Origin of the sequence: Rhodanobacter terrae, from assembly GCF_042657005.1 — a bacterium.
Taxonomy (GTDB): Bacteria; Pseudomonadota; Gammaproteobacteria; order Xanthomonadales; family Rhodanobacteraceae; genus Rhodanobacter; species Rhodanobacter terrae.
The window spans coordinates 1-26,598 of the sequence record NZ_JBHSNG010000016.1 but is presented as its reverse complement, the minus strand read 5'-3'; the positions used below and the strand labels follow the sequence as shown (position 1 = coordinate 26,598).

Genomic DNA, 26,598 nt, shown 5'->3' with positions numbered 1-26,598 from the left:
CGCGGGCTGCTGACAGACTGGCGGCCTCGCAGTCACGATGGCACCTTGCATGGATATCTCTTTCACCACGCGCGAGCCTTCGTCGGTCATCCGTTATGCGAGTTACCTGCTGGCCGCCGCGGCGCTGCTGGTGGCCGTCGACGTCCACTTGCTGTCGGCGTTGCTGTCCGGTCTGCTGGTCTACGAGCTGGTGCAGGCGATGACGCCGCTGCTGGGCCGACGCATTTCCGGCGATCGGGCGCGGCTGGTCGTGGTGGCCGTGCTTGGCGCGATCGTGGTGGGCTTGCTGATCCTGCTGATCCTTGGCGCGATCGGCTTCCTTCGCAGCGAAATCGGCAACCCCGAACTGCTGTGGCAACAGCAGTTGATGCCGCTGGTGGAAAAGGCGCGCCAGCAATTGCCGGGGGCGCTGGTCGATCATCTGCCGGACAGCGTCGACGATTTGCGCGTCGGTGCGATCGAGCTGGCCCGCAAGCATGCGGGAACGCTGCAACTGGCCGGCAAGGGCGCGGTGCGGCTATTCGTACACATCATCATCGGCCTGGTGCTGGGTGCGATCGTCGCGCTCAGCCGCGCCCGTCCGGCACACCAGGTCGGGCCGCTGGCCGCGGCGCTGGGGCAACGCTGCCAGCGCCTGGCCGAGGCGTTCCACAACATCGTGTTCGCGCAGGTGAAGATCTCGCTGATCAATACGGCGTTCACCGCGATCTTCCTGTTCGGCGCACTGCCGCTGTTCGGCATCCATCTGCCGCTGGCGAAGACCCTGGTGGTGCTGACCTTCATCGTCGGCCTGCTGCCGGTGGTCGGCAACCTGCTGTCCAACACCGCCGTCACCATCGTCGCGCTGTCGGTGTCGCTCGGTGTCGCCATCGCCGCGCTGGGTTTTCTGATCGTGATCCACAAGCTGGAGTATTTCCTCAATGCACGCATCGTGGGCATCCAGATCAATGCGCGCGCCTGGGAACTGCTGATCGCCATGCTGCTGATGGAGGCCGCTTTCGGCCTGCCAGGCGTGATCGCCGCGCCGATCTATTACGCCTATCTGAAGAGCGAGCTGGAAGCGGAAAAGCTGATCTAGGGTCCCGATCCATTCAGCACCCCGCCAATCTCCGCGGCGCATTTCCTCGACAGCCACAGCCTGCTTTCGGCAGCGCAACTTGATCAGCGGGCAGACGGCAGCGGCGACGCCTGCTCTCGAACAGATCGGGGCGTCCCTACCTAGCCGCCGGCCAGCATCGCCGCGATCTTCGCCATGTGCGACTGGGCGGTCTCGCGAATCACTTCCTTGTCCGCTTCCGGGTCCTTGCCCTGCCAGTGCAGGTCGGCTTGCGGCAATTCGTGCAGGAAGCGGCTTGGCTGGTTGGTGTGGATGTCGCCGTAGCGTTTGGTCTTGGCCGACCACGACAGCGTCAGCAATTCCTTGGCGCGGGTGATGCCGACGTACATCAGTCGGCGTTCCTCGTCGATGCGGCCCTCGTCGATCGCGCCCTCGTGCGGTAGCGTGCCGTCTTCGCAGCCGACGATGAAGACGAAGCGGAACTCCAGACCCTTCGCCGCATGCAAGGTCATCATGCGCACCGCGTTGCCGGGTTCGTCGCGGTCGGCGTGGCTTAGCAGGGCCAGTTGCGAGGCGAGGTCGCCGGCCGTGTTGCCACCCTTCTGCATCGCGCGAAACCAGTCGGCCAGCTCCTTCAGGTTGCCGAGCTTGCGCTCGCGCACGCTGGCGTCTGGCGTGCTGGCGGCGATCTGGGCGGCATAACCGGTACGTTTGAGAATCAGCTCGACCAGATCCGCCGCGCTCTGATGCAGCGAGGCGCTGCGCAACTCGTCGAGCAGGTTGGCGAACGAGGCCAGCGCGGCGGCCGGGCGTGGCGTGAGCTGGCGCAGCACGCCGTCGCTGCGGACCGCATCGAGCAGCGAGCTGTGCCGGCTTTGCGCCAGCTGGCCGAGCTTCTCCAGCGTGGTCGAGCCGATCTCCCGCTTCGGCACGTTGACCACGCGCAGGAACGCGGCATCGTCGCTGGGGTTGGTCAGCAGACGCAGGTAGCACAGCAGGTCCTTCACCTCGGCGCGGTCGAGGAAACTCAGCGCGCCGGTGAGGTGATAGGGAATCCGTGCCAGACGCAAAGCCTTTTCCAGAACGCGCGCCTGGAAATTGCCGCGGTACAGGATCGCGATGTCGTGCCAGCGCGCCTTGTGCTTCTCGGCCAGCGTGGTGGCGATTGCGGCGACGTGTTCGGCCTCGTGCTCGGCCTCCTTGCATTCCAGCACGCGGATCGGGGCGCCTTCCGGGTGCTCGCTCCACAGCTTCTTTTCGTGCAGGTGCGGGTTGTTCGCGATCAGCTGGTTGGCCGCGCGCAGGATGCGCTTGCCGCAGCGGTAGTTCTGTTCCAGCTTGATCACGCGCAGGTTCGGCCAGTCGCGGCCGAGCTGGTCGATGTTCTCCGGATTCGCTCCGCGCCAGGCGTAGATCGACTGGTCGTCGTCGCCCACGCAGGTGATGCCGCCGCGCTCGCCGGTCAGCACCTTCAGCAGACGGTATTGCGCATCGTTGGTATCCTGGTATTCGTCCACGAGCAAATAACGCAGGCGCTCGCGCCAGGCGTCGCGGCATTCGTTGTCGGCTTCGAGGATGCGCAGCGGCAGCCGGATCAGGTCATCGAAGTCGACCGCGTTGAACGCGGCGAGCCGCTGCTGGTACATGTCGTAGATCGTCGCCGCTTCCAGCTCGCGCGGACTGCGCGCAGCGGCCAGCGCTTCCTCCGGCGAGAGACCGCCGTTCTTCGCGCGGCTGAGCAGGTTGCGGATGCCAAACAGAACGTCGGGCTTGATCCCCTTCGGCACCAGCTCCTTGACGATGCCGGCGCTGTCGTCCGCATCCAGCACCGAGAAGCCGCGGCGCAGGCCGGCGCGAGCATGCTCGATCTGCAGGAACTTCAGGCCCAGCGCGTGGAACGTGCACACGGTCAGCGCCGCCGCGTCCTCCGTGCTGACCAGCTTGGCCACGCGCTCGCGCATCTCCCGCGCGGCCTTGTTGGTGAAGGTGATCGCGGCGATCTTCGACGGCGCCAGATGCTTGCGCGCGATCAGGTACGCGATCTTCTGGGTGATCACCGAGGTCTTGCCGGAACCGGCGCCGGCGAGAACCAGCAGCGGGCTGTCGCAATGTTCGACGGCGGCCAGTTGTTGCGGATTGAGCATGGATCGAAAGACGGGACGAGGCGGTGGTCGATGGTAGCAGAGCACGACTGGCGCGCTGCACGCTGCACTCTGATCGGCATCAGCCATAATCGACCGCACAACAGTCGCAGGGAAGAAGCATGGCGGATCAGGCGGAAATGGCGGCAGAACAGTGCGACGTGGCGGTGATCGGTGGCGGCCCGGGCGGCAGCACCGCGGCGGCGTTGCTGGCGCGGCGCGGCTACAAGGTGATCGCGCTGGAGAAGGCGCGTCACCCGCGCTTCCATATCGGCGAGTCGCTGCTGCCGATGAACCTGCCGGTGTTCGAGCGGCTCGGTGTGCTGGATAAGGTGCGCGCGCTGGGCGTGTTCAAGCCCGGTGCGGATTTCGAGGCGGACAACGAGCACGGCTACAACACTTACGCGTTTGCCCGTGCGATCGGGCAAAGCCCGCCGCATGCATACCAGGTATGGCGGCAGGATTTCGACAAGATGCTTTACGATCACGCGCGCGAATGCGGCGCGGATGCGCGTGAAGGGCATGAGGTGGTGCAAGTCGAAGAGCACGGTTCGCGCGAAAGCTGGCTGGACGTGAAAACCGACGACGGCCGCAGCTACTGCATCCAGGCGCGCTATGTGGTCGATGCGAGTGGCCGCGATGCATTCCTTTCCGCAAAAAGGAAATTGCGCCGCAGAAACGACCAGCACCAGAGCGCGGCCATCTTCGGCCACTATCGCGGCGCCGAGCAGCGTGCCGGCGAGGATGCGGGCAACATCAGCATCTACAGGTTCGAGCATGGCTGGATGTGGATGATCCCGCTGCCCGGCGGCGTGATGAGCGTGGGCGCGGTATGCCGGCCGGATTACCTCAAGCAGCGCAAGGGCCGTACGGTCGAGTTCCTGCTCGATACGCTGAAGCTGAGTCCGGGGCTATGGGGTCGCATTCAGCACGCGGAGCTGATCGACAACGAAGTCCGCGTCACCGGCAATTATTCCTACGATTCGATGCAGATGGGTGGACCGGGTTGGGTGCTGGTCGGGGATGCGTTCGCGTTCCTCGACCCGGTGTTCTCTTCCGGCGTGTATCTGGCGATGAGTGGCGCCGAGCAGGCCGCCGCTGCGGTCGACCAATCGCTGCGTGAGCCGCAGCGCGAGATGGCGCTTCTGCGCAAGCTGGAGAAACGCCAGCGGGCCGGCATGGCGCGCTTCTCGTTCTTCATCTATCGGTTCAACGGGCCAGTGATGCAGCAGATGTTCCGTCAGCCGCGCAATACCTGGCAGCTGGAACAGGGCGTGATATCGATGCTTGCCGGCGACCTGTTCGACACGCCGCGGGTCCTGCGCAAGCTCCGCCTGTTCAAGCTGGTGTACGCGATCAGCGTGCTGCGCGACTGGCGTCGCAGCCGCGCGGAGCACAGGTACCGGCTGGCGCAGGCGCGCGCGCAGTTCACCGGCGGCAATACGACGCTGGACAAGGTGTGAATAAGGCACCTTGACCTCTCGCCGTGTAGGAGCCCGCTGGCGGGCGATGCTGTTGCTTTGATTCTTCCTGCCTGACCATCAAAGCAACAGCATCGCCCGCCAGCGGGCTCCTACGCATGCGCGGGTCCGAAGGATCCCTGCGACGTGCTCGCGCTACCATACGCAGTCGCGACTCGAATGTGCCCTCCCATGGCCAAGCTCTATTTCTATTACTCGGCAATGAATGCCGGCAAGACCACCACGCTGCTGCAGAGTGCGTACAACTATCACGAGCGCGGCATGCGCACGCTGATCCTCACGCCGGCGCTGGACAGCCGTTATGGCGAAGGCGTGGTTGCCTCGCGCATCGGCCTGAAGGCCAACGCGCGGCGTTTCGGCAGCGGGGAGAACCTGCTGGCGCTGATCCAGGCCGACATCGCGGCGCATGGTGCGCTGCACTGCGTGTTCGCCGACGAGGCGCAGTTCCTGACCCGGTCGCAGGTGTGGCAGCTCAGCGATGTGGTCGACAAGCTCAACATCCCGGTGCTGGCGTTCGGACTGCGCACCGATTTTCGCGGCGAGCTGTTCGAAGGCAGCCGCTACCTGCTGGCCTGGGCGGACAATCTGGAAGAGATCAAGACGATCTGCCATACCGGCCGCAAGGCGACCATGGTGGTACGCGTGGATGAACACGGCCGCGTCGTCACCGAGGGGCCGCAGGTTGAGATCGGCGGCAACGACCGCTATGTCTCGGTAAGCCGCGCCGAGTTCAAGAAGATCAGCGAAGGCAGTGGCCGCATCGAACTGCAGCAATCCGTGCTGCCGCTCGGCGAGAGCCGCTGACCGAGATCCACCTTCAAGGAATGTCATGAGCAACCCGATCACCATCCCCGCCTGGCAGCGTCCGCACTGGCAGGCCAGCGACGAGGAGATCCTGCTGCAGTTCTACGTGTTCGGTAAGTTCGACGCGGTGCGCGTACCTTCCGCCGACTACGGCAGCCCGGGCTTGCCGGCCGGCATCGAGGCGGTCAGCCATTACCACAGCGCGTTGCGCCAATGGGAAGGCTATCCGCTGAAAGGCGCGATGGGCCGCATGTTCAAGGACGACGCCCCCGAGGCCTGGCAGCTTGCGTTCGATGCTCCCGAGGTCATGGTCGTGCGCGGCAGGCTCGAGGACAGCCAGGCCACCGGCTATCTGCGCGATACCCTGGGTGTGCTGGCCGGCCTGCTCGACATCGGCGGCACCGCGATCCTCGATCCGCAGATTCTCAGCCTGCTCGATGCCGGCCAATGGCGCCGGAAATACCTGATACGCGACGGCGCACCGATCCGCAATCACCTGCTGATCCTGCGTGACGGCGAGTCCAGGCCGGATCACTCGTGGATCCATACCCGCGGCATGCGCAAGTTCGGTCGTCCCGATATCAGCATCCGCCAGGTGCCGGATCGCGCCGTCGACCGTGCCGGCCTGCTGTGCGAAAAGCTGGTCGAGCTGGAAGCGCTAGGTGCGCACTTCGCCGATGGCCAGAGACTGGATATCGAAGGCGTCCCCAGCGGTGTCACTGCACATCTCGGCGGCGGCCTGGATGATCCGCAGTTCAATAACACCTATGTAGAGTTCCAGTGGCCGGCGTGAGACTCGCATTCTTTATGTAGGAGCCCGCTGGCGGGCGATGCTTTTGATTTGATCTTTCCTTGCCCAACCATCAGAGCAAAAGCATCGCCCGCCAGCGGGCTCCTACGATCGATGACGTGGTGAGTCTTTACATCAACTCTGGCAGTGTGGACACCAGAACGTCGAGCGCTGACCCAGCACGGCTTGCCGGATCGGCGTGCCGCATAGTTTGCAGGGTTCGCCCGCGCGGCCGTACACGTTGAGCTCGAGGAAGAAGTAGCCGGGAGCGCCGTCGGGACTGATGAAGTCGCGCAGAGTGGTGCCGCCGCGTTCGATCGCCCAGGCCAGGATGCGTTTCACTTCGGCGGCGAGCCGCGCATAGCGCGCACGCGAGACCGCACCAGCCGCCCGGCGCGGGTCGATGCCCGCGGCGAACAATGCTTCGCTGGCGTAGATATTGCCCACGCCGACGACGACTGCGTTGTCCATCAGGAAAAGTTTTGCCGCCGCGGTGCGGCCGCGCGAGAGCCGCCACAACAGGTCGCCGTCGAACGCGTCGGTCAGAGGCTCGGGGCCGAGCTTCGCCAGCAATGCGTGTGTCTCGCCTGGCGGCTGCCACAGCAGGCAACCGAAGCGGCGCGGATCGGTGAAACGCAGGATGCGCGGCGCCTGCGATGGCGTGCGCTCCAGTTCGATATCGACATGATCGTGCCTGCCCGCCGGCGCGTCCGGCGGCAGCACGCGCAGCACGCCGGACATGCCCAGATGCAGCAATGCGCTGCCGGCTGTGGTATGCAGCAGCAGGTACTTCGCGCGTCGTTCCACCGCGTCGATGCGCTGCCCGGGCAGCAGCGTGCTGATCTCCGGTGGAATCGGCCAGCGCAGGTCGGGCCGGCGCAGGATCACGCCGGTGACGTGCCGGCCGATAAGATAAGGCGCGATGCCGCGGCGGGTGGTTTCGACTTCGGGAAGCTCGGGCACGCGGCGTCAGTTCCATTCCTCGTGGAAGCTGCCTTTTTCGTCGACTCGCTCGAAGGTGTGCGCACCGAAGAAATCGCGCTGTGCCTGCAGCAGGTTGGCCGGCAGGCGTTCGCTGCGGTAGCCGTCGTAGTACGCGATGGCCGAGGAGAAACACGGCACCGCAACGCCGGCTGCGATGGCCGCGCAGACCACGTCGCGCAGCGACGATTGGTAGTCGGCCGCGACGTCGCGGAAGTACGGTGCCAGCAGCAGGTTGGCCAGCGAGCTGTCCCTGGCGTAGGCGTCGGTGATGTTCTGCAGGAAACGCGCGCGGATGATGCAGCCGCCACGCCATATCCGCGCGATCGCGCCGTAGTCGAGGTTCCAGTCGTATTCGTCGGAGGCCGCGCGCAGTTGGGCGAAGCCCTGTGCGTAGGACACGATCTTGCTGAGGTACAGCGCACGGCCTACCGCCGCGATGAAGGCATCGCGTTCGCCGTCGAATGCTTTAGGCTGCGGGCCGGCCAGCTGTTTGCTGGCGGCGACGCGCTCTTCCTTCAGCGAGGACAGCACGCGGGCGAACACCGATTCGGTAATCAGCGGCAGCGGCACGCCGAGGTCGAGCGCGCTCTGGCTGGTCCATTTGCCGGTGCCTTTCTGCGCGGCGCGATCGAGAATGACGTCGATCAGATCCTTGCCGGTCTTCTCGTCCTTCTTGCCGAAGATCTTCGCGGTGATCTCGATCAGGTAGCTGTCCAGTTCGCCGGCGTTCCAGTCGTGGTAGACGCCGGCCAGTTCGCTATTGGACAGGCCCAGCACGTGCTTGAGCACGGCGTAGCTTTCGGCGATCAGCTGCATGTCGCCGTATTCGATGCCGTTGTGCACCATCTTCACGTAATGACCGGCGCCGTCCGGGCCCATGTAGGCCACGCACGGGGCGCCGTCCTTCGCACGGGCGGCGATTTCGGTGAGGATGGGCGCCACGAGGTCGTACGCGTCGCGCGGGCCACCGGGCATGATCGAAGGGCCGTGCAGCGCGCCTTCCTCGCCGCCGGAGACGCCGGTGCCGATGAAGTGCAGGCCGGCCTTGGCCAGCTCCTGATTGCGCCGAATGGTGTCCTTGAAATTCGTGTTGCCGCCGTCGATCAGGATGTCGCCCTTGTCCAGCAGCGGCTTGAGCTGCTCGATCGTATCGTCGGTCGGCTCGCCGGCTTTCACCATCAGCAGGATGCGTCGCGGCTTTTCCAGCGAGTCGACGAATTCCTGCAGCGTGTACGCGGGCACCAGGCGCTTGTCGCGATGTTCGGCGATGACTTCGTCGGTCCTCGTCCTGCTGCGGTTGAAGATGGACACCGCGTGCCCGCGGCTCTCGATGTTCAGTGCGAGATTCTTGCCCATCACGGCCATGCCGATCACCCCGATTGCTTGCTGACTCATCTCGATCCACTCCTTAACCATTGCCAGACCAGTGAAGATGGGTAATTCCCAGCATGCCGGGATACGCGTTCTGGCGTGATGAAGGCGCCATCGTCCCACAGGCTGCTGCGGTCAGTGCAGCTCGGTGGTCCGGGTGGCCGGCGATCGCGGCGTATAGCGCGCCGGCACCAGCGCGATTCGCTGGCCCACGCGCACGTAGTGCTGCGGTCCGGTCACCGAGGTCTCGCCGAATTCCAGCGTCTGCCCATCCAGCTCGAGCACGGCCTTCGGTGGCGCCAGCCCGATTTTCGCGGGATCGAAATCGCCGGCAGGCCGCCAGCTGAGCACATGCGCCGCGGCGGTATCGGCCAGATCACTGAGCCTCGCATCGTTGGCGCGCGCCGGGGTGCCGTCGGTACGCCACCAGTGGCCTTCGCGTTTTTCGTAGTGCATGGCGGGTGCGCCGGGCAAGGTCAGCGTGATGTGGCTGACGCTGGCCGGATCGATCGACGTGAGCGGTCCGGTCTCCTTGCCCGCATCGATCTGCAGTTGCCAGCCGGCCAGCACCAGCAGCGCCAGCACGGCGAACAGCAGGATCAGGCGCTGGCGGGTGGCGCGTTTCATCGTTCAGCGGCGCCGCCGGCGCCATACGATCAGGCCGCCGATCAGCAGCAGCAGCAAGGGCAGCGCGATCAGGAAACCGACACTGATCGTGTTCAACCCGGTCTGCGAAATCTGCAGCAGCCGGTCCGGTGCGCCGCGTGGCGGCAGGTCGACCAGCTTGTCGTCGCCCAGCAGCCAGTCGAATACGCGCTCGCCCAGCGCGCGATTGCCGCCGTTGCCGAGAAAAGTGTTGGACAGAAAATCGCCATCGCCGATCACCACCGCGCGCTGCTCGCTCTTGTCCGGGCTTGGCGACAGCCGGCTCAGTGCGAAGCCGAAGTCCAGCGGTCCCTTGAGTTCGCCGGCGGCCGCGTCGAAACGGATGTCGGAAGGCTTGTCGTTGTCGATCGGCTGGAACTCGGTCCAGCTCTGCGCGCCGGAGCGCAGGAACGGTTTGACCGCCCAGCCCGCCTGTGCCACCTGGGCCAGCGCGGAGACCTGGGGAAACAGCGTGGTCAGCGTGAAGCCCCGGGTGATCGCCTGCGGCGGGTAATCGCCCCGCGCGATCATGCGCGGGTCATGCAGGCCCAGCGCCGTGCCGCCGCCGTCGACCAATACGCCGGGCAACACGCGTACGCCCAGCGCGTCGGCCAGCGGCTTGAGACCGAGGTCGTCGTTCGCCGGCTCGGTCAGCCACAGCAGATTGCCGCCGTTCTGCACGTAGCCGACCAACGCATGCACGGCTCCCGGCGCCAGCGCCAGGGAGGGGCTGGCCAGCACGACCAGGTCGGTGTGCTCGGGCACGGTGCTGACCTGGGCGAAGTTCAGCGGTACCGCGCGCATGCCGCGCGCTTCCAACTGCGTCATGAAGGTGCCTAGATCGGCATTCGCCCGGCCGTCGGCGCGGCGTTCGCCGTCGCCGCTGACGAACGCGACGACGCGGTCGTCGCCGCGCACCAGCCGTTCCAGCGCATTGGTGAGACTGCGTTCGGACAGCTCGTCCAGCCGCTGTTCGCGACCCTTGTAGTGCAGGATCAGCGCGCCATCGACCGTGATGCCCAGTTCGCGCATCTTGGCTGGGTCGAGCTGTGGGTCGACGAAACGCAGGCCGAGATCCGGCTTCACCGCCTGATAACGTTGCAGGAAGCCAGCCACGGTCTGGCGCAGGTCGCCCTGCGGGTTCGCGTAACTCACGATGTCCACCGGCCCGGTCAGCTGCGCCAGCACGGCGCGGCTTTCGGCCGACAGGCTGGTGCGGCCGTTAGCGGTCCAGTCGGCCTCATGCGCGTAGTGCGTGCTCAGGTAGCCGATCGCAGCGGCCGCCAGCAACAACAACAGTGCGAACAGCCAGCCGTCCAGACGTCTGAATAGATGGCGCATCAGCCACGCTCCCGGTCGGCGCTCAGCCGGCGCACGGCCAGCGCCAGCGCCAGCACGATCAGCAGTACGAACCATACGATGTCGGTGCTCGACACCAGCCCGCGCAGCAGCGGTTGCAGATGGGTGCTCATCGCCAACCAGTTGATCGCGCCGCCATTGATGCCGGCCATCTGCGCGCCGAGGTTCACACTCCACAGCGCCAGCGCGAGGACCAGGGCGGCAGCTGCCGCGATCGCCGGGTGCGACGCGAAGGTCGAGCAGGCCACGCCAGCCGCGGCCAGCGCGGCCAGCATCAGTACCAGGCCCAGCGTGGCGGCGGCCAGCTTGCCCCAGTCGATATGGGTGGCGTGGGCCAGCGCCAGCGGCATCGCCAGCGTCGACAGCAGCCACAGCAGCAACCAGCCGAGCACCGCCAGATACTTGCCCAGCACGATGCGCGAGGCAGGCAGGCCGGCGGCGAACAGCAACGGCAAGGTGCCGTTGCGACGGTCGCCGGCGATCGTCGACATGGTCAGCAGCGGCACCACCAGAAACGCCAGCTGGGCGAGCTGGGCGAGCAGCGGCACGCCGACCAGGTCGGTGAAGCCGGGGCCGTCCGGCCGCGCGGCGTTCTGGATCTGTCCGGCCAGAAAACCACCCAGCAGCAAGGTGAAATTCCACGCCAGCCACGCCAGCGTCAGCGCGGCCAGCACCCAGGCCAGCGGGCGTACCAGCAATCTGCGCCACTCCAGTCGAATCACAGCCAGGAGACTCATGCGGCGCGCGCCGGAAGGGTGTTGCCGTTCATCGCGATCTCGAAGAAGGTTCGCTCCAGATTCGCGTGATCGTCGCTGTGCACGGCGCCGTCGTGGCGCAGCATGCCCTCGTGCAGGATGGCCACGCGGTCGCAGACGGCGGTGACTTCGGTCAGCAGGTGGGTGGAAAGGATCACGGCGGTGCCGGCGGCGGACTGTTCGCGGATCAGCGCACGCAATGCTGCGACCTGCACCGGATCGAGCGCGTTCGCCGGCTCGTCCAGCACCAGCAGGGCGGGGCGGTGCAGCAGTGCGCAGGCCAATCCCAGTCGCTGGCGCTGGCCTTGCGACAGCACGCCGGCCAGGCGCCGCGCCAGCGGCTGCAGTTCCAGCCGCTCGATGATGGCCGAACCTGCCTGCTTCAGCGCGGCGCCACGCAGGCCGCGCAGCTGACCGTGCGCGTCCAGATGCTCGCTTACCGTCAGTTCCGGCCACAGCGGGGCACGTTCGGGCAGCCAGCCGATCAGCCGGCGTGCCAGCCCGGGGCGTTCCAGAAAATCCTCGCCGTTCAGTTCGATGCTGCCGCTGTCCGGCCGCAGCGCACCGGCGATCATCGACAAGGTGGTCGATTTGCCGGCGCCGTTGACGCCCAGCAGGCCCAGCACCTGCCCCGATGACAGGGCCAGGCTCAGATTCTGCACGGCGGGGCGGCCGGCGCGGCGGCGGCTGAGCTGGTTCAATTGCAGCATGGGCGTTGCAGATGCGTCAGTTGGCAAGGTCATTGCCTGATTGTCATGGCGCCCCCATGGTTAGACAACAGGTGATTGCCTCCCCTGCGGACGAATGCCCGATTACTAACGTCTGATTAGCTTCTCCCCCTTGACGGCCTGTTATTATTGTGGGCCAGGCCATGCTGGCGGGTATGGAAACCCCTCGACTAGACTGAATTCGTTCCTTACCCCGGTGCTATCCATGCTCGATGCAGTGCTCAATTTCCTGAACCACGGTCTGACCGGCGCAAGCTGGGGCCAGATGCTTGTCTACCTGTTGATCGTGACCCAGCTCACCATCTTCACGGTGACGCTGTACCTGCATCGCAGCCAGACCCATCGCGGTGTGGATTTCCACCCGGTGCTGGCGCACTTTTTCCGTTTCTGGGGCTGGCTGACCACCGGCATGGTCACCCGCGAGTGGGTGGCGGTGCATCGCAAGCATCACGCCAAGGTCGAGACCGAGGAAGATCCGCACAGCCCGATGATCTACGGCATCAAGAAAGTGTTCTGGGACGGCGTCTCGCTGTACCGCGATGCCTGCGAATCTAAGCAGGACATGGAGCAGTACGGTCGCGGCACGCCGGACGACTGGGTCGAGCACAAGGTCTATGGCGGGCATCCGTACTGGGGTCCGACCCTGATGCTGCTGATCAGCATCGCGCTGTTCGGCGTGATCGGTGCCGCGTTGTGGGCCGTGCAGATGGTATGGATCCCGTTCTGGGCCGCCGGCTTCGTCAACGGCATCGGCCACTGGGCCGGCTACCGCAATTTCGAGAGCGCCGACACCGCGCGCAACCTGATTCCGTGGGGTTTCTGGATCGGCGGCGAAGAGCTGCACAACAATCATCACGCCTTCCCGAGCTCGGCCAAATTCGCGCTGCGCAAGTGGGAGTTCGACATCGGCTGGGCGGCGATCTGCGGCCTGCGTGCGGTTGGCCTGGCCAAGGTGCTGCGCGTGGCACCATCGCTGGACGTGCGCCCGAACGTGCGCCTGCCCGATGCCGAGACGCTGAAGGCCGTGCTGACCCACCGCTTCCAGGCGATGACCGATTTCTACCGCGGCGTGATCATGCCCACCCTGCGCGATGAAGCCCAGCACGCCGGCGAGAGCCTGAAGGCCGTGCCGCGCCGCATGCGCCTGGCGCTTGCCGACGGCGGCCGCTGGCTGGACCACGAAGGCAGCACGAAGCTGCAGGCCATGCTGGCCAAGCGCCCCACGCTCAACGTCGTGTGCGACTTCCGCAACCGCCTCGCGGCGCTGATGGAACAGCGCGGTGCCGATCAGGCGCTGAAAGGATTGCAGCAGTGGATCCACGAAGCCGAAGAAAGCGGTATTCGCGCACTGCAGGAATTCGCTCAGCGACTCAAGGGTTATACCGTCGCGACAGCCGCCTGATCGCCGCAGCGAAAACACATGCACCAGCAAAACCCGCCGGATGGCGGGTTTTGTTTTTGAGAGACTTCGACGGCTGGAGAAGTGGATGAGCCTGCGCGTATTGCTGATCGGCGCCAGCGGCGTATTCGGTTCGCGCATTGCCCGCCAGCTGGCCGGCGACCCGCGTTTTCGCCTGACGCTTGCCGGCCGGCAGTCGACAAGCCTGGCGGCGCTGGGCGAAAGCCTGGGTGATCCAGCGGTACAGATGGCCGTGCTCGACGTGGCGGCGATAGGGCTGGTCGAGGCATTGACGGCGCTGCGGCCGCAACTGGTGATCCATGCCGCCGGTCCGTTCCAGGTGCAGGACTATCGGGTGGCCGAGGCCTGTCTGGCCTGCGGCAGCGACTATATCGACCTGGCCGATGGTCGCGATTTCGTGGCCGGTATCGGTCGCCTGGACGCGCGCGCACGGGCGGCGGGCCGGCTTCTGATCAGCGGCGCATCGACCTTGCCGGCGTTCAGCAGTGCCGTGGTGGACGCCTTGTTGCCGCGGTTCAGCGCGCTGAAAACCATCCACCACGCGATCAGCCCGGGCAACCGCACGCCGCGCGGCGATGCCACGGTGGCGGCGATCCTCGGCTATTGCGGCCGCCCGCTTCGACTTTGGCGCGATGGCCGCTGGCAGTGGGGTCGTGGCTGGATGTCGACGCGTCGGCAGGTGTTTCCGTTCGGTGGCCGCTGGGTCGGTCTGTGCGACGTGCCAGACCTGGAACTGTTCCCATCGCGCTACCCGGCCGTGCGCGAGGTGGCGTTCCGCGCCGGGCTGGAACTGCGTCGGTTGCACTTCGGCATGCTGGCAGCGGCGTGGCTGGTGCGGCTGGGCGTGATCCGCGACCTGGCGCGGCACGCACCGCGCCTGCGCCGCATGAGCGAGTGGGTCCTCGGCGCAGGCGCGATGTGGGCGGCATGGTGGTGGAGTTGGCTGGTCGCGATATGAAGGACGGGCGCCTGCGATTGCGTTGGTCGCTGACCGCGGCGGCGGGCGATGGCCCCCAGATTCCCGCCATGCCGGCAGTAGTGCTGGCGCGCAAGCTCGCCGACGGCGCGTTGCCCACCCCGGGCGCCGCAAAGCCTTGCATGGGCCTGTTCACGCTGGATGAGGCTCTTGTCGCACTCGCCGATTTCGCGATCGGCACCCGGCTGGATGTGCTTACGGCATGAAGCGTCCGCGCTGTTCCGGCGTGGGCACGAAACAGCTGCGGCTCTGTCCGAAGATGCGATAGCGATGTCGGGCCACGAAGCGATACAGAGGATCGCGCAGTCCGCGCGGCACCAGCAGCATGCCGCGGCTCAGCCAACGCCAACGGCGGCGATCCAGCCCAAGCAGTACGCGGGCGATCGCGTCGCTGTCGGTATATCCGCGGTCTTCTTCCACCAGGAGGAAGGACAGCGGCGAATCCGGATCCAGCCCGTGCGCCAGCAGCAGGGCGCGACCGCTGTCCGATTGCATCGAAGCGAACCGGTAGCGCGCCACCCTGTCGTGTTTCAGCAGGAAGCGTACCCAGCGGCTGCACAACAGGCAGACGCCGTCGAACACGATGACCGGTGCGGTGGCTTCAGTGCCCATGCGGCAGGGATTCCAGCCAACCCTGATAACCGATCAGCAGGCCCAGCAACGGCAGCTGCACGGCGACGCTGAAGTGGTAGCGCGTCCGTCGCGGATGCCGCTGCGCGACAGTACCTTGCCACGCAGTGCGCGCGGCAGCGGCAGGCCGAGCACATGCACGCTGCGCAGTTGCCAGTCGATCGCGTCGCCGTCGCGGCGCAACGCGAAGCCCAGCGTGGCCGGCCCCAGCCGTTCGTATAGCAGCGGCGAGCCGGGGCGGCGATCGAGTACGGACTGCATTCGCCGGCCAGTGAAGCGGCGGGTCCACAACTCGCGGGTGCCGCAGCGTTCGATGGTCATAACCAGCGCCTGCTGCGGACCCGGTGCGGGCAGGCCGAGCAGGCGGCGCAGGCAGCGTGCGGGGAAGTGGCTGGCGCCGGCGACGTCGGCCAGGCCATTCGCACGCAGGGTTGCGGCGGCTCCGTGCATGGCCCGCACGGCATCCGGCAACTGGCGCCAGATTTCGTCGCCCAGCAGGCCGGGGAACAATGCGGTGGAGGTCATGCGGGGATGATGCGGGGCGGCTGCCGGGCAGGCAAGCGATCGCCTGGAGAAAAAGCCGCGTTATGCCCGAGCGGGCCTGGTGCGGATAAGAAAAAACCCGCCATGAAGGCGGGTTTTTGGAAGTTTCACTGGATCCCGGCCTGCGCCGGGATGACGTTCCGGCAAAGGCGTTCGCGCTATGCGCGAACGCGCCAGAACGTCACTTGATCTTGCCTTCCTTGTAGATCACATGCTTGCGCACGACCGGATCGTACTTCTTGAACTCGAACTTTTCCGGCGTGTTCTTCTTGTTCTTCTGCGTGGTGTAGAAGTGGCCGGTGCCGGCCGAGGAGATCATGCGGATCTTGTCTTGGGTCTTGTTTGCCATGGTTTGATCCTCAGACCTTGTCGCCGCGGGCACGCATTTCGGCAATCACGGCTTCGATGCCATTCTTGTCGATCGTGCGCAAGGCGTTGTTGGACACACGCAGCTTGATCCAGCGATTCTCGCTGGCGACCCAGAAGCGACGCTCATGCAGGTTCGGCAACCAGCGGCGACGGGTACGGTTGTTGGCGTGCGAGACGTTGTTGCCGCTCTGCACACCCTTACCGGTGACTTGACATACACGGGCCATGACGACCTCCGTTGAATGACTTCAGAAGCCGGGGCTTTGAAAGTCGGTAAACACCCGTTAGCCAGGGTGACATCGGCCCAGCGGCGCTGCGCGCCACGCGATGCTGGAGGTTGTTGCTTCGCATGATCGTGAGGTCCGTACCGCGTGGCGGACTGCCCGGAAACTCCGGGTCGATCGAGGCGAGCCGCGTATTCTCGCAGAAAAACAAGGCTGTGCGCAATCTGTTCCGCCCGGCCGGATGCCGTCCGGCGTGCGTGCCGAGGGGATGTATGGAACAATCGTCCTCTTTTTCGACAAGTCCAGACCCGAGGAACTCCCGATGGCGCAAGAGATCACCAACGACCAGGCCAGCGGCCAGGCCAGTCAGCCGCAGCTGGTGATGCAGAAGATCTATGTGAAGGATGTTTCCTTCGAGGCGCCGAATGCGCCGCAGATCTTCCAGGAAATCGACGGGCAGGATCAGCCGCAGGTGCAGCTGAACCTGGGTCAGAAGGCCACCGATCTGGGCAACAGCCTGTATGAAGTTGTGCTCAGCCTCACGCTGACCTGCACGGTCGGCCAGCGCACCGCCTATCTGGCCGAAGTGGAGCAGGCCGGCCTGTTCGGCATCGCCGGCTTCAACGAAATGGACCATGCCGGGATCATCGGCAGCTATTGCCCGAACCTGCTGTTTCCATATGCGCGCCAGGTGATTTCCTCGCTGGTGCTGGAAGGCGGTTTCCCGCCGTTCCTGCTGCAGCCGATCAATTTCGACGCGCTGTTCGCCGAGCAGCAGCGTCGCGCCATGGGTGGCGACGAGGTCCCGGCCACGCTCAACAGCTGAGTCGACGGCATGGTCGAAAACCCGAAGCTGACCGTTCTCGGCGCCGGCTCCTGGGGCACGGCGCTGGCGGCACTGACTGCGCGCAACGGTGTGCCGACCCGGTTGTGGGGACGCGACCGCGCGGCACTCGCGGCGATCGCGGCGAATCGCTGCAACCAGCGCTATCTGCCGGACATCCAACTGCCGCTGGAACTGGGCTACGAAAGCGACCTGGCCAGCGCCGTGCGCGGTGCCGACGTCGTGCTGATCGTGGTGCCCAGCCATGCGTTCTCCTCGATGCTGGCCGAGCTGGCGCCGCTGCTCGGCGCCGACACCGCGATCGCGTGGGCGACCAAGGGCTTCGAACCGGGCACCGGGCGTTTCCTGCATGAACTGGTGGCCGAACGGCTGCCCGGTCGTGCCGCGGCGGTAGTCACCGGCCCGTCGTTCGCGAAGGAAGTGGCGGCTGGCCTGCCCAGCGCGGTCACCGTGCATTCGGACGACGCGGCGTTCGCACAGCAGCTGGCCGGCCTTCTGCACGCGCCGAACCTGCGTGCGTATTCCGGCGGCGACATGCTCGGTGCCGAACTCGGCGGTGCGATGAAGAATGTGCTGGCGGTGGCCACCGGCATCGCCGATGGCATGCAGCTGGGCCTGAACGCCCGCGCCGGCCTGATCACCCGCGGCATGAACGAGATGCTGCGTCTGGGCGTGGCGCTCGGTGCGCGGCCGGAGACGCTGATCGGCCTGTCCGGCCTCGGCGATCTGGTGCTGACCTGCACCGGCGACCTGTCGCGCAACCGGCGGCTGGGTCTTGCGCTGGGGCGAGGCGTGGCGATCGATGAAGCGGTACGGCAGATCGGTCAGGTGGTGGAGAGCATTCTCAGCGCCGACGAAGTGGCGCGGCTGGCCGACAAGCATGGGCTGGACCTGCCGATCAGTGCCGGCGTGCGCGCCGTGCTGCACGGTGAGGTCACCCCGGTCGAAGGGCTCAAGGCGCTGATGGCGCGCGAGCAGAAGCCGGAATATCCGCGAGGCCTGTTCGGCACCGCCTGAATCCCCTTTCCGGTGGCGATGCGGGTTCATCGATCCGCACGCACGACGACCGTCGCAACTCGCTCCCGCGCTGCTAAGCTCAACGTTTTGGTTGTCGCCACGGATCGCATGCGCATGCAGCAACCGGACGAGAAACAGCACGCCGGCACAGGGCCAGCCGGCGAGGACGAAGCCTTGCCGCAGGCATGGCGGCGGCTGCTCGCTGCGCCCAAGCCGGTGGTGGCCGATGACCACGGCGTGCTCGGTTTCTTTCTGGAAGTGATGCCGGAAGAAGGCGCGGCATTCGCCCGGCTGGATGCGGCGCCGGTGCTGCTGACGGTGGCCGAACACGGCCGCTACGTGCGGCCGGTGCCGCTGGACAGCCGGCACCTGGCGCAGTCGCCGCTGCAGCCGCACGAACAACGCCTCGCCGCCACCATGCTCGGGTTGCCGCAGAACGTGCGCAAGACCCGCAGCTATGCAAGGCTCAGCGGCCATGTCGGCGATACCTTGCTCGCCGAGATCCTCGATACCGCGCCATGTTTCCTCGGCGGCCTGGCCGGGCTGCGGCTGTCGCGCGGAAAGTCCCACCAGTTGAACTGGCACTGGCAGATGGAACCGGACGGCAGTCAGCGCCTGCTGCCCTTGCTGCCGCACAGCCAGCGCCTGCTGCGCATCGACGGCCTTTGGTATCTCGATGCCGAGCGCGCCACTGTGGGCTTGTTCGACGCCGCGGCCGAGGAAACCCACTGGCTGGATCTGCCGCCGCTGAAACACGAGCACGGCCGCCGCCTGCGCAATCGCCTGCCAGGCAGCCGGCTGGCCACGCGGGTGCCGTTGCCGCAGGTGTTCGGCGAGGTGCGCCGCTCGGAGCTGGCGCCGAAACCGGTGCTGACCCTGCACGCGCTGACCCGGCACGCCCGGCTGGCCGCCGGCACGCCACCGCTGGGCTATGCGCGGCTGGCGTTCGACTACGCCGGTGAACGCCTGCCCGGGCGCGGCGGCGAGCCGCTGGTGCGCCGCGTGCGCAACGGCCAGCTGGTCGAGATCACCCGCCGCCGCGCCGAGGAATTGTCGGCGATGGAGCAGTTGGAACGCGCCGGCCTCACCCCCGGCGTGGACACCGAAGGCCTGCCGTGGGACGTGGCCGAAACACTCCCCGAAGACGCCTGGCTGTTCCCCGGCACCGGTTACGCCGGGGCGCTGGAGGTCAACACGCCGGCACGCTGGCTAGCTCTGCGGCCGAAGCTTGAACAGGAAAATTTCCAGGTCGAGTACGCGCCCAGCTTTCCGTTCGAAGTGCTGGAAGGCCCGGTGCGCTGGTACGGCCAGGCGGTGGAAGACGCCGACGATCATGCGTTCGACCTGGAAATCGGCATCGAGCTCGATGGCCAGCGGCATAACCTGTTGCCCGCGGTGGCGCAGGCGCTGGCCGAGCATCAGCTGAACTTGAGCCCTGCGCCGAACGAGCCGGAAGACGCGGTGTGGTACGCGCCGGTCGATGCGCGTCGCCGCGTGCCGGTGCGGCTGAAAGAGCTGCGCGGCCTGCTGGCGCCGCTGGCCGAATATCTCGAGAAGCCGCGCAAGAAACTCCACCTGCCACGGGTGCAGGCCGGACGGCTGGAGGAACTCGTCGCGGCGATGCCCCGCGGCGGCACGCTGGAAGCGGCCGAGCCGCTGCTCGGTTTCGCCGCGCGCCTGCGCGATGCCGCCGAGCGTGCCAGCGACGCGGTTCCGGAAGGGCTCACGGTGGAGATGCGGCCGTACCAGCGCGAGGGTCTGCGCTGGCTGAACGCACTGGCCGAAGCCGGTGTCGGCGGCGTGCTGGCCGACGACATGGGTTTGGGCAAGACGCTGCAGCTGATCACTCATCTGCTGTCGCTGAAACAGAGCGGGGCGCTGACCCAGCCGGCGTTGATCGTGGTGCCGACCAGCCTGATTCCGAACTGGCAATCGGAGATCACGCGCTTCGCGCCGATGCTGCATGTATTGACCTTGCACGGCCCGCAACGCGCCGAAGAATTCGCCCAGCTCGGCGCGCAGGACATCGTGCTGACCAGCTACGCGCTGCTGCCGCGTGACGTGGTCACCTTGAGAAAACAATCCTTTGCTTTGATCGTGCTGGACGAGGCGCAGCAGGTGAAAAACCCGCGCACGCAGGCGCGCCGCGCGCTGCTCAGCCTGCGCACGCCGCGCTATGTCTGCCTCACCGGTACGCCGCTGGAAAACCACCTGGGCGAGTTGTGGTCGCAGATCGACCTGGCGGTGCCTGGCCTGCTCGGCGACGAAGGCGCATTCCGTCGTTTCTACCGCGTGCCGATCGAGAAGCAGCACGACGAGGAATGCCAGCAGCGGCTCAACCTGCGCCTGGCGCCGTTCATCCTGCGCCGGACCAAGGCGCAGGTGGCCAAGGAATTGCCGCCGAAGACCGAGATCACCCGCCGGGTGGTGCTGGAAGGTCGCCAGCGCGAACTGTACGAAGGCCTGCGCCTGTCGCTGGCGGAGGAGCTGCGCGAGGTGATCGCCCAGCGCGGCATCGCGCACTCCGGCATCGTGGTGCTCGATGCGCTGCTCAAGCTGCGCCAGGTCTGCTGCGATCCACGGCTGGTGAAACTCGAAGTGGCACGTGGCGTGCACGAATCGGCCAAGTTCGAACTGCTGATGGACATGCTGCCGGCGCTGCTCGACGAAGGCCGCAAGGTGCTGCTGTTCTCCCAGTTCACCGGCATGCTGAAGCTGATCGCTGCCGAGCTCGATCGCCGGCGCATCCGCTATGTCACCCTCACCGGCGAGACGCGCGATCGCGCCGAGCCGGTGCAGCGCTTCCAGAACGGCGAGGTGCCATTGTTCCTGCTGTCGCTGAAGGCCGGCGGCGTCGGCCTCAACCTCACCGCGGCCGACACCGTGATCCACTACGACCCGTGGTGGAACCCCGCCGCCGAAGCCCAGGCCAGCGACCGCGCCCATCGCATCGGCCAGGACAAGCCGGTATTCGTGTTCCGCCTGATCACCAGCGGCACGGTGGAAGAGCGCATCGAAGAGCTGAAGGCGCGCAAGGCCGAACTGGCCGCGGCGGTGCTGGAAGGCGGCGGCAGCCGCGAAAAACTCAGTTTCGATCAGGTCGACCTGGATACCTTGCTGGCACCGGGCTGAGGACTTCGTACCATGTCAGTTCAACGCATCGCTCAGGACGACGGCGGCATGCGCGTGCGCAGCAATGCGTCGACGGATTGCTGCCATTGCGGCGAGCCCGGTTTCGATTGCGGCGCTTCCTGCCCCAGCTTGTTCTGCACGGCCTGATTCCAAGCGGCCGAACCGCGCTGCGGGGCATGGCCCTCGCTGTCGTCGATGCCCAGCGACTGGTCGACCCATGCGTACCATTCGGCCGAGCCCAGCGCGGCATTGGCTGGCGCGGCCCGGCCAGTCGCAGGCTGCGTCGGCGTCGGCGTCGGCGTGGGCGAGCACGCGGCGAGCAGCAGGGCGAGCGGGAGACTGGCGACGAATCGGCGCATGGGCGGCTCCGTGTGCGATTGCCCGGGAGCCTATCGTCTACTCGCACGCGGGGGATTAATTTTTCATGATGCCGGCAGACGTCATTCAGGTCTTTTGCAGCGAGCGCGACGAATCCGCTCAGTCGCGCGCGGCAACCTCGTCGATATGCCGCAGCAGGCCGGCAGGATCGTCGTACACGCGGAATGCACCCGACTGCTGCAGCTCGGCCAGGCCGTAGCCGCCGGAGAGCAGGCCCACGCCGAGCGCGCGGGCACGCTGGGCAGCGAGCATGTCCCATACGCTGTCGCCGATCACCAGCGAATGATGGATGTCCACGCCCAGTCGCGCGGCGGCGGCGAGGAACAGATCCGGGTCGGGCTTGGCGTGGCGCACCTGGTCGCGCGTCACCACCGGTATCTTCGACGGATCGACGCCAAGCGCTTCGAGATTGTGCGCCGCAGTCTGCATGCGGCCGCTGGTGGCGATCGCCCACGGAATGTCCTGCGCGGTCAGATGGGCCAGCAGCTCGCACGCTCCCGGCAGCGGCCGCACCGAGCCCTGCGTGTGCTGCCGGTTGAACGCCTCGGCATGCCATTCGCGCAGCCGTGCCAGGCGCTCCGCGGTGATCTCCAGCCCGGTCTCGCGCAGCAGGATGTTCGCGAACAGGCCGCCGCTCATGCCGATTTTGCGATGGATGCGCCATACCGACAGCTCCACGCCTTCCCTGTCCAGCGCTTCCTTCCACGCCAGCACGTGCTGGTACACGCTGTCGACCAGGGTACCGTCGAGGTCGAACAGGAAAGCGGTGTCGTGGCGGGGCATGGCGACTCCTTCGACCGGGGGTGGCGGCGCTCTATCGCTGCGGCAGCAGCGACCGGCCCGATTCCATCACCGCCAGCGCCGCGGCGCCGAGCAGGCCCGGCTCGGGGTTCATGATCGCCTGGGTCGGCACCTTTTCCATGATGTCGCGGAAGCGGCCCTTCGCCTCGAAGCGCTCGCGGAACCGGCCCCGCTCCAGCCAGGGCAGCAGGATAGGGATCAGGCCGCCGGTGAGGTAGACACCGTTCCAGGCGCCCAGCGTGAGCACGAGGTCGCCGGCGACGCTGCCGAAGATGCCGGCGAAGGTCTCCACGGTGCGTGTGCACAGCGGGCAGCTGCCGTCCTTGGCGCGGGCGGTGATGTCCTCGGGCTTGAGGTCGTCGGGCCGGGCGCCGACCATGTGGCAGATCGCGTCGTAGAGATTCACCAGACCCTGGCCGCAGATCAGCCGCTCGTTGGAGACGCGGCCGTACTTGTGGTTGAGGTAGTTGAGGATCTCGATGTCCTCGGGCGAATGGGCGGCGAAGCCGGCATGGCCGCCTTCGGTCTGCAGCACGCTGCAATGGCCCTGGCGCACCAGCAGGCCGCCGACGCCCAGGCCGGTGCCGGGGCCGACCACGGCGAAGGTCTGCTCCGCTTCCGCGCCGATCACCGGCGGCGGCAGCGGGCCCACGCTGACCAGGTCGTCGCCCCGCAACAAGGTCACCGCCATGCTCTGCGCGGCGAAGTCGTTGACCAGGTGCACGTATTCGAGGCCGAGCGCGCTCGCCGTCTGCCGCGCCGAAATCGCCCACGGATTGTTGGTGACCTTGACCGTCTCGCCGTCGTCGATGCGCCCGGCCGCGGCCACGATGGCGCGGTGCACCTGCAGGCCGGTATCGGCGAGGTACTGCTTCGCGGTGGAAACCAGCGAATCGTGTTCGGCCACGCGGTAGCGCCGGATGCTGTCGGGCAGCAGCGGCCTGTCGCGCGAGGGATCCGCCACGCCGAAACGGACATTGGTACCGCCGAGATCGACGAGCATGGTGGGGGCGGTAACGCGCATCGGGGCTCCATCGGGGGATACGGAAAACAGCAAGCCTGCCGTGAATGCGGGCCAGCGTCCAGCACCAGCCGCATCCGGCATGCCGATTCGCTCTGCGCGCGCCTGGCGATCCTACGGCTGGCCCTTGCGTTTGCCGCCCTTGACAGGTGGCTTGTGCCCCCCGCGCTTGGGCTTGTGACCGGACGGGGCCGGAGCGGGATTGCTGCCCGGCGTCCCGGCCTGGAGGGCGCCTAGCAAAGCCTGTCCGTCCGGACTGCCCAGTCCGGTGCAGGCGTCCCAACCCGGGGCCGCCGCGTAGCTGCCGTTGTTGCCCTGGGTGATGTCGCGGAACGCCTTGCTGCCGATGCCATACAAGGCGGCATTGGCGCCACCCAGCGAGTGGCCGAGCTGCTGGTTGAGACGCGCCACCAGCGCGGCCCACAGCGGCGCGACTGCGCTGGTGCCGCCGATCACCTCGTCCTGGCCGTCGACGCGCACCGCGTAGCCGGTGAGCGGATCCGCGTTGCCGGCGATATCCGGCACGCCGCGACCGGCGAAGCCACCCGCTGCCACAGGCACACCCGCATTCGCCTGCCATGCGGGCAGCGCGAACGCGGTGCTGACACCGCCGCCGGTAGCGCCTTCATTGCCTGCGGTCTCGTTCCACACCACCTCGCTGCCGATCGCACTGCCGCTGCCGAGCAGCTTCGTGCCGCCGCAGGCCAGTACGGATGGACTGGAGGCGGGGAAATCCACATGCGGCTGCCCATCGCTCTCGCCGTCGCCGGAGCCGCTGTCGCCGGCGGCCACGGTCACCGTCACGCCGAGTGCGGCGGCATCCTCCAGCCCGGTTTCCATGGCGTTGCGCGATGCCGCACTCCAGCCGTCCTCGGGTCCGCCCCAGCTGATCGACATCGCCGTGGCCGGCTGGCTGCTGCTGTGCGCAGCCTGCGAGATCGCGTTGTAGAAACCCTGATCGGTATTCGGGGCGAAATAGACCACCAGCGCGGCGGCCGGCGCCAGCGAACCGCAGACCTCGATGTCCAGCATCACTTCCGCGTCCGCGGCACCGCCGGGCGCATTGCTGCCGCCATCGACGGAAGCGGCGGTGACCGAAGGCGTCGCCAGGCTGAGTGACTTGAAGTAGGTGTCCAGATCGGTCTGCTGGTAACCGCCGCCGAGTTCGATGATCGCGATGGTCTGTCCGCCGCCGTCGGCGCCGGCGGGGAAGTTGTACAGCTGGCCTATCTGCGGCGGCGTGTAGGTCGTATTCGGCTGCGCCCGCGCGATGCGGAAATGCGGCCGTGCGACCGGTCGCCGGTCCAGTCCCAGTACGGCGATCACCGCGGGGTCGGGCAAGGTGGGAGCCTGGGCGCAGCAGACACAGGTGGGGCCGCCGGGCGTCAGCTCGTAGTGCCCCAACTGCACGCCGAACGCCTGCTGCAGCGATTGCACCGTGCCACTCAGGCGCAGCGTGCGCCGTTCCGGTTCGCAGGCCAGTTCCCGCAGGCCGTGCTGGCGGCTGAAGCTGCGCAGTCGTTCCACGTCGGCCGAATCGGCGCCGTGGCGCGCCACGAAATCGGCATGCCGGGCGCTGCGCGATGCCGACGGAGCCAGCGGCGCGCCCAACGGACTCTTGCGCCGCAGCACCAAAGTCACGTCGAGCGTTTCGTCCGGGGCATGCGGCCCCAGATAGCGGGCGCCGGCGGGCAGATGCCACGGTGAAGTCGCGGCGGTGGACTTGGTCTTGCTCATGAGCTTCCTCCGGTGGGGAACGGCGGGTCGTGGCGCGGAGGGTGCATCCCGAAGCGTTATGGCGAGGTGTCCTCGATGTTGGGCCGGTGGCGACAAGGCGGGCAGCCAATGCCGCAGCGCGGCCGCAGGCTTTCGTTGTGGCCTAAAATGGCCTGGATACGACCAGCCAGGATCCGCCATGAGCTTTCCCGCCATCCGCATGCGCCGCATGCGTCGCGACGCCTTCTCCCGCGCGCTGATGCGTGAGCACACCTTGCTGGCCAGCGACCTGATCATGGTCGCGTTCGTGATCGAGGGCGAAGGCCAGCGCGATCCGGTGCTTTCCATGCCGGGAGTGGATCGGCTGTCGATCGACGAGCTGCTGAAGCTGGCCGGTGAATGCGTGCGTCTGGGCATTCCGGCCCTGGCGCTGTTCCCGTCGCCCGATGCCGACGCCAAGTCGCTCGATGCCAGCGAGGCGTGGAACCCGGACAACCTGATGCATCGCGCCACCCGCGCGTTGAAGGCCAGGTACCCCGAGCTGGGCCTGATCGGCGATGTGGCCCTGGATCCGTACACCACCCACGGCCAGGACGGCCTGATCGACGCCAGCGGCTACGTGATGAACGAGCCCACCGTCGAGGCGCTGATCAAGATGTCGCTGGCGCAGGCCGAAGCCGGCATGGATTTCGTGGCGCCGTCGGACATGATGGACGGCCGCATCGGCGCGATCCGCGAGGCACTGGAAGATGCCGGCTACATCCATACCCGCATCCTCGCCTACTCGGCCAAGTACGCGTCCGCGTTCTATGGCCCGTTCCGCGATGCGGTCGGTTCGTCGGCGAACCTCGGCAAGGGCAACAAGCACACCTACCAGATGGACGTCGCCAACAGCGACGAGGCGCTGCGCGAGGTCGAACTCGACATAAACGAAGGCGCCGACGCGGTGATGGTGAAGCCGGGCCTGCCGTACCTGGATATCGTGCGCCGTGTGAAGGACACGTTCGGCGTGCCGACCTTCGTGTATCAGGTGAGTGGCGAGTACGCGATGCTGAAAGCCGCGTCGCAGAATGGATGGCTGGATGAGAAGGCGGTGGTGCTGGAGTCGCTGACGGCGATGAAGCGGGCCGGGGCGGATGCGATTTTGACTTACTACGCGATTGATGCGGCGCGGTGGTTGCGGGGAGGGTAGAAGTGGTCATCTTCGCGACGACTATTTTGATGGGTGGGTGAAATTGGCATCTTCAGTAGGAGGATTTCATGAGCGACCGCATCAGCGAAATTCTAGGGATGCCCTGATCTATCGACTTTGAAACAGCCGTCCAGACGGCCGTGCGAAAACGCTGGCATGGTTACGGGAAAAAGGCGATGTTTCCGGCGTTTTCGTGCCGCCGTGACGGTGATGTGCCTCT

26 protein-coding genes are annotated in these 26,598 nt (G+C 66.7%); 11 read left to right on the top strand and 15 right to left on the bottom strand.

Annotation, left to right across the window (positions count from 1 at the left end; genetic code table 11):
* Positions 1-49 precede the first annotated feature (49 nt).
* Positions 50-1,078: an AI-2E family transporter gene (locus ACFPPB_RS14145; protein WP_377328170.1), complete on the top strand. Its 1,029-nt coding sequence runs from the start codon at positions 50-52 to the stop codon at positions 1,076-1,078.
* 140 nt (positions 1,079-1,218) lie between these two features.
* On the opposite strand, the gene ACFPPB_RS14140 is transcribed toward ACFPPB_RS14145, so the two are convergent.
* Entirely contained in the window at positions 1,219-3,201 is a 1,983-nt protein-coding gene (locus ACFPPB_RS14140; RefSeq protein ID WP_377328168.1) for a UvrD-helicase domain-containing protein, read from the bottom strand.
* Between the two features lie 119 nt (positions 3,202-3,320).
* Here ACFPPB_RS14140 and ACFPPB_RS14135 point away from each other — a divergent pair, with 119 nt between their 5' ends.
* The 3 genes from ACFPPB_RS14135 (at position 3,321) to ACFPPB_RS14125 (ending at position 6,276) form a co-directional block, all read left to right on the top strand.
* On the top strand, positions 3,321-4,661 hold the full coding sequence (locus ACFPPB_RS14135) for an NAD(P)/FAD-dependent oxidoreductase (RefSeq protein WP_377328166.1): 1,341 nt from the start codon (positions 3,321-3,323) through the stop codon (positions 4,659-4,661).
* A gap of 189 nt (positions 4,662-4,850) precedes the next feature.
* A complete protein-coding gene (locus ACFPPB_RS14130; protein WP_377328164.1) occupies positions 4,851-5,483 on the top strand; it encodes a thymidine kinase in 633 nt (210 codons plus the stop codon).
* Positions 5,484-5,508: 25 nt separating this feature from the next.
* A complete protein-coding gene (locus tag ACFPPB_RS14125) occupies positions 5,509-6,276 on the top strand; it encodes a hypothetical protein (protein WP_377328162.1) in 768 nt (255 codons plus the stop codon).
* Positions 6,277-6,408: 132 nt separating this feature from the next.
* Here ACFPPB_RS14125 and mutM read toward each other — a convergent pair whose 3' ends face one another.
* From mutM to ACFPPB_RS14095, 6 genes are all read right to left on the bottom strand, one after another.
* Positions 6,409-7,236: a bifunctional DNA-formamidopyrimidine glycosylase/DNA-(apurinic or apyrimidinic site) lyase gene (gene mutM / locus ACFPPB_RS14120; RefSeq protein WP_377328160.1), complete on the bottom strand. Its 828-nt coding sequence runs from the start codon at positions 7,234-7,236 to the stop codon at positions 6,409-6,411.
* Between the two features lie 6 nt (positions 7,237-7,242).
* Positions 7,243-8,652: an NADP-dependent phosphogluconate dehydrogenase gene (gene gndA, locus ACFPPB_RS14115; protein WP_377328158.1), complete on the bottom strand. Its 1,410-nt coding sequence runs from the start codon at positions 8,650-8,652 to the stop codon at positions 7,243-7,245.
* Between the two features lie 111 nt (positions 8,653-8,763).
* Positions 8,764-9,255, bottom strand: a complete 492-nt coding sequence (locus ACFPPB_RS14110; protein WP_377328156.1) for a hypothetical protein — start codon at positions 9,253-9,255, stop codon at positions 8,764-8,766.
* 3 nt (positions 9,256-9,258) lie between these two features.
* The gene (locus tag ACFPPB_RS14105; protein ID WP_377328154.1) at positions 9,259-10,614 is read right to left on the bottom strand and encodes a GldG family protein; all 1,356 of its coding nucleotides are present in this window, start codon (positions 10,612-10,614) and stop codon (positions 9,259-9,261) included.
* On the bottom strand, positions 10,614-11,369 hold the full coding sequence (locus ACFPPB_RS14100; RefSeq protein WP_377328152.1) for an ABC transporter permease: 756 nt from the start codon (positions 11,367-11,369) through the stop codon (positions 10,614-10,616). Before ACFPPB_RS14100 ends, ACFPPB_RS14105 begins: the two co-directional genes overlap by 1 nt.
* Complete coding sequence (locus ACFPPB_RS14095; RefSeq protein WP_377328150.1) at positions 11,366-12,097, bottom strand: ABC transporter ATP-binding protein; 732 nt, start codon at positions 12,095-12,097, stop codon at positions 11,366-11,368. The genes ACFPPB_RS14100 and ACFPPB_RS14095 overlap by 4 nt, the downstream gene beginning before the upstream one ends.
* 223 nt (positions 12,098-12,320) lie before the next feature.
* Here ACFPPB_RS14095 and ACFPPB_RS14090 point away from each other — a divergent pair, with 223 nt between their 5' ends.
* The 3 genes from ACFPPB_RS14090 to ACFPPB_RS14080 all read left to right on the top strand — a co-directional run bounded on the left by ACFPPB_RS14090 (position 12,321) and on the right by ACFPPB_RS14080 (position 14,717).
* On the top strand, positions 12,321-13,517 hold the full coding sequence (locus ACFPPB_RS14090) for a DesA family fatty acid desaturase (RefSeq protein WP_377328148.1): 1,197 nt from the start codon (positions 12,321-12,323) through the stop codon (positions 13,515-13,517).
* A gap of 85 nt (positions 13,518-13,602) precedes the next feature.
* Entirely contained in the window at positions 13,603-14,493 is an 891-nt protein-coding gene (locus ACFPPB_RS14085) for a saccharopine dehydrogenase family protein (protein ID WP_377328146.1), read from the top strand.
* Positions 14,490-14,717 carry a hypothetical protein gene (locus tag ACFPPB_RS14080; RefSeq protein ID WP_377328144.1) on the top strand — a complete coding sequence of 76 codons (228 nt, stop codon included), beginning with the start codon at positions 14,490-14,492 and terminating at the stop codon, positions 14,715-14,717. Before ACFPPB_RS14085 ends, ACFPPB_RS14080 begins: the two co-directional genes overlap by 4 nt.
* On the opposite strand, the gene ACFPPB_RS14075 is transcribed toward ACFPPB_RS14080, so the two are convergent.
* The 4 genes from ACFPPB_RS14075 to rpmB all read right to left on the bottom strand — a co-directional run bounded on the left by ACFPPB_RS14075 (position 14,707) and on the right by rpmB (position 16,280).
* Entirely contained in the window at positions 14,707-15,123 is a 417-nt protein-coding gene (locus tag ACFPPB_RS14075) for a thiol-disulfide oxidoreductase DCC family protein (protein WP_377328142.1), read from the bottom strand. The two genes, ACFPPB_RS14080 and ACFPPB_RS14075, sit on opposite strands and share 11 nt — an antisense overlap.
* Positions 15,124-15,156: 33 nt before the next feature.
* Positions 15,157-15,666 carry a DUF4166 domain-containing protein gene (locus ACFPPB_RS14070; protein ID WP_377328140.1) on the bottom strand — a complete coding sequence of 170 codons (510 nt, stop codon included), beginning with the start codon at positions 15,664-15,666 and terminating at the stop codon, positions 15,157-15,159.
* A 199-nt stretch (positions 15,667-15,865) separates the two neighbouring features.
* Positions 15,866-16,033 carry a 50S ribosomal protein L33 gene (gene rpmG / locus ACFPPB_RS14065; protein ID WP_072759007.1) on the bottom strand — a complete coding sequence of 56 codons (168 nt, stop codon included), beginning with the start codon at positions 16,031-16,033 and terminating at the stop codon, positions 15,866-15,868.
* A gap of 10 nt (positions 16,034-16,043) precedes the next feature.
* A complete protein-coding gene (gene rpmB / locus ACFPPB_RS14060) occupies positions 16,044-16,280 on the bottom strand; it encodes a 50S ribosomal protein L28 (RefSeq protein ID WP_072759006.1) in 237 nt (78 codons plus the stop codon).
* 319 nt (positions 16,281-16,599) lie between these two features.
* On the opposite strand from rpmB, the gene secB reads away from it, so the two are divergent.
* The 3 genes from secB (at position 16,600) to ACFPPB_RS14045 (ending at position 21,270) form a co-directional block, all read left to right on the top strand.
* A complete protein-coding gene (secB, locus tag ACFPPB_RS14055; protein WP_072759005.1) occupies positions 16,600-17,103 on the top strand; it encodes a protein-export chaperone SecB in 504 nt (167 codons plus the stop codon).
* A gap of 9 nt (positions 17,104-17,112) precedes the next feature.
* The gene (locus tag ACFPPB_RS14050; RefSeq protein ID WP_377328138.1) at positions 17,113-18,138 is read left to right on the top strand and encodes an NAD(P)H-dependent glycerol-3-phosphate dehydrogenase; all 1,026 of its coding nucleotides are present in this window, start codon (positions 17,113-17,115) and stop codon (positions 18,136-18,138) included.
* Between the two features lie 114 nt (positions 18,139-18,252).
* Positions 18,253-21,270, top strand: a complete 3,018-nt coding sequence (locus ACFPPB_RS14045) for a DEAD/DEAH box helicase (protein WP_377328272.1) — start codon at positions 18,253-18,255, stop codon at positions 21,268-21,270.
* Between the two features lie 32 nt (positions 21,271-21,302).
* Here ACFPPB_RS14045 and ACFPPB_RS14040 read toward each other — a convergent pair whose 3' ends face one another.
* From ACFPPB_RS14040 to ACFPPB_RS14025, 4 genes are all read right to left on the bottom strand, one after another.
* Positions 21,303-21,629 carry a hypothetical protein gene (locus ACFPPB_RS14040; protein ID WP_377328136.1) on the bottom strand — a complete coding sequence of 109 codons (327 nt, stop codon included), beginning with the start codon at positions 21,627-21,629 and terminating at the stop codon, positions 21,303-21,305.
* 118 nt (positions 21,630-21,747) lie between these two features.
* A complete protein-coding gene (locus ACFPPB_RS14035; protein WP_377328134.1) occupies positions 21,748-22,431 on the bottom strand; it encodes an HAD family hydrolase in 684 nt (227 codons plus the stop codon).
* 31 nt (positions 22,432-22,462) lie between these two features.
* Entirely contained in the window at positions 22,463-23,473 is a 1,011-nt protein-coding gene (gene glk, locus ACFPPB_RS14030; RefSeq protein ID WP_377328132.1) for a glucokinase, read from the bottom strand.
* A gap of 111 nt (positions 23,474-23,584) precedes the next feature.
* Positions 23,585-25,207 (bottom strand): S53 family peptidase, encoded by a 1,623-nt coding sequence (locus ACFPPB_RS14025; RefSeq protein WP_377328130.1) that lies wholly within the window; start codon positions 25,205-25,207, stop codon positions 23,585-23,587.
* 178 nt (positions 25,208-25,385) lie between these two features.
* Here ACFPPB_RS14025 and hemB point away from each other — a divergent pair, with 178 nt between their 5' ends.
* Positions 25,386-26,378: a porphobilinogen synthase gene (gene hemB, locus ACFPPB_RS14020; RefSeq protein WP_377328128.1), complete on the top strand. Its 993-nt coding sequence runs from the start codon at positions 25,386-25,388 to the stop codon at positions 26,376-26,378.
* Positions 26,379-26,598 lie beyond the last annotated feature (220 nt).

Coding starts and splice junctions, on each gene's coding strand:
- ACFPPB_RS14145 (WP_377328170.1), top strand. CDS start 50: ATGGATATCTCTTTCACCACGCGCGAGCCTTCGTCGGTCATCCGTTAT.
- ACFPPB_RS14140 (WP_377328168.1), bottom strand. CDS start 3,201: ATGCTCAATCCGCAACAACTGGCCGCCGTCGAACATTGCGACAGCCCG.
- ACFPPB_RS14135 (WP_377328166.1), top strand. CDS start 3,321: ATGGCGGATCAGGCGGAAATGGCGGCAGAACAGTGCGACGTGGCGGTG.
- ACFPPB_RS14130 (WP_377328164.1), top strand. CDS start 4,851: ATGGCCAAGCTCTATTTCTATTACTCGGCAATGAATGCCGGCAAGACC.
- ACFPPB_RS14125 (WP_377328162.1), top strand. CDS start 5,509: ATGAGCAACCCGATCACCATCCCCGCCTGGCAGCGTCCGCACTGGCAG.
- gndA (WP_377328158.1), bottom strand. CDS start 8,652: ATGAGTCAGCAAGCAATCGGGGTGATCGGCATGGCCGTGATGGGCAAG.
- ACFPPB_RS14110 (WP_377328156.1), bottom strand. CDS start 9,255: ATGAAACGCGCCACCCGCCAGCGCCTGATCCTGCTGTTCGCCGTGCTG.
- ACFPPB_RS14105 (WP_377328154.1), bottom strand. CDS start 10,614: ATGCGCCATCTATTCAGACGTCTGGACGGCTGGCTGTTCGCACTGTTG.
- ACFPPB_RS14100 (WP_377328152.1), bottom strand. CDS start 11,369: ATGAGTCTCCTGGCTGTGATTCGACTGGAGTGGCGCAGATTGCTGGTA.
- ACFPPB_RS14095 (WP_377328150.1), bottom strand. CDS start 12,097: ATGCTGCAATTGAACCAGCTCAGCCGCCGCCGCGCCGGCCGCCCCGCC.
- ACFPPB_RS14090 (WP_377328148.1), top strand. CDS start 12,321: ATGCTCGATGCAGTGCTCAATTTCCTGAACCACGGTCTGACCGGCGCA.
- ACFPPB_RS14085 (WP_377328146.1), top strand. CDS start 13,603: ATGAGCCTGCGCGTATTGCTGATCGGCGCCAGCGGCGTATTCGGTTCG.
- ACFPPB_RS14080 (WP_377328144.1), top strand. CDS start 14,490: ATGAAGGACGGGCGCCTGCGATTGCGTTGGTCGCTGACCGCGGCGGCG.
- ACFPPB_RS14075 (WP_377328142.1), bottom strand. CDS start 15,123: ATGGGCACTGAAGCCACCGCACCGGTCATCGTGTTCGACGGCGTCTGC.
- ACFPPB_RS14070 (WP_377328140.1), bottom strand. CDS start 15,666: ATGACCTCCACCGCATTGTTCCCCGGCCTGCTGGGCGACGAAATCTGG.
- rpmG (WP_072759007.1), bottom strand. CDS start 16,033: ATGGCAAACAAGACCCAAGACAAGATCCGCATGATCTCCTCGGCCGGC.
- rpmB (WP_072759006.1), bottom strand. CDS start 16,280: ATGGCCCGTGTATGTCAAGTCACCGGTAAGGGTGTGCAGAGCGGCAAC.
- secB (WP_072759005.1), top strand. CDS start 16,600: ATGGCGCAAGAGATCACCAACGACCAGGCCAGCGGCCAGGCCAGTCAG.
- ACFPPB_RS14050 (WP_377328138.1), top strand. CDS start 17,113: ATGGTCGAAAACCCGAAGCTGACCGTTCTCGGCGCCGGCTCCTGGGGC.
- ACFPPB_RS14045 (WP_377328272.1), top strand. CDS start 18,253: ATGCAGCAACCGGACGAGAAACAGCACGCCGGCACAGGGCCAGCCGGC.
- ACFPPB_RS14040 (WP_377328136.1), bottom strand. CDS start 21,629: ATGCGCCGATTCGTCGCCAGTCTCCCGCTCGCCCTGCTGCTCGCCGCG.
- ACFPPB_RS14035 (WP_377328134.1), bottom strand. CDS start 22,431: ATGCCCCGCCACGACACCGCTTTCCTGTTCGACCTCGACGGTACCCTG.
- glk (WP_377328132.1), bottom strand. CDS start 23,473: ATGCGCGTTACCGCCCCCACCATGCTCGTCGATCTCGGCGGTACCAAT.
- ACFPPB_RS14025 (WP_377328130.1), bottom strand. CDS start 25,207: ATGAGCAAGACCAAGTCCACCGCCGCGACTTCACCGTGGCATCTGCCC.
- hemB (WP_377328128.1), top strand. CDS start 25,386: ATGAGCTTTCCCGCCATCCGCATGCGCCGCATGCGTCGCGACGCCTTC.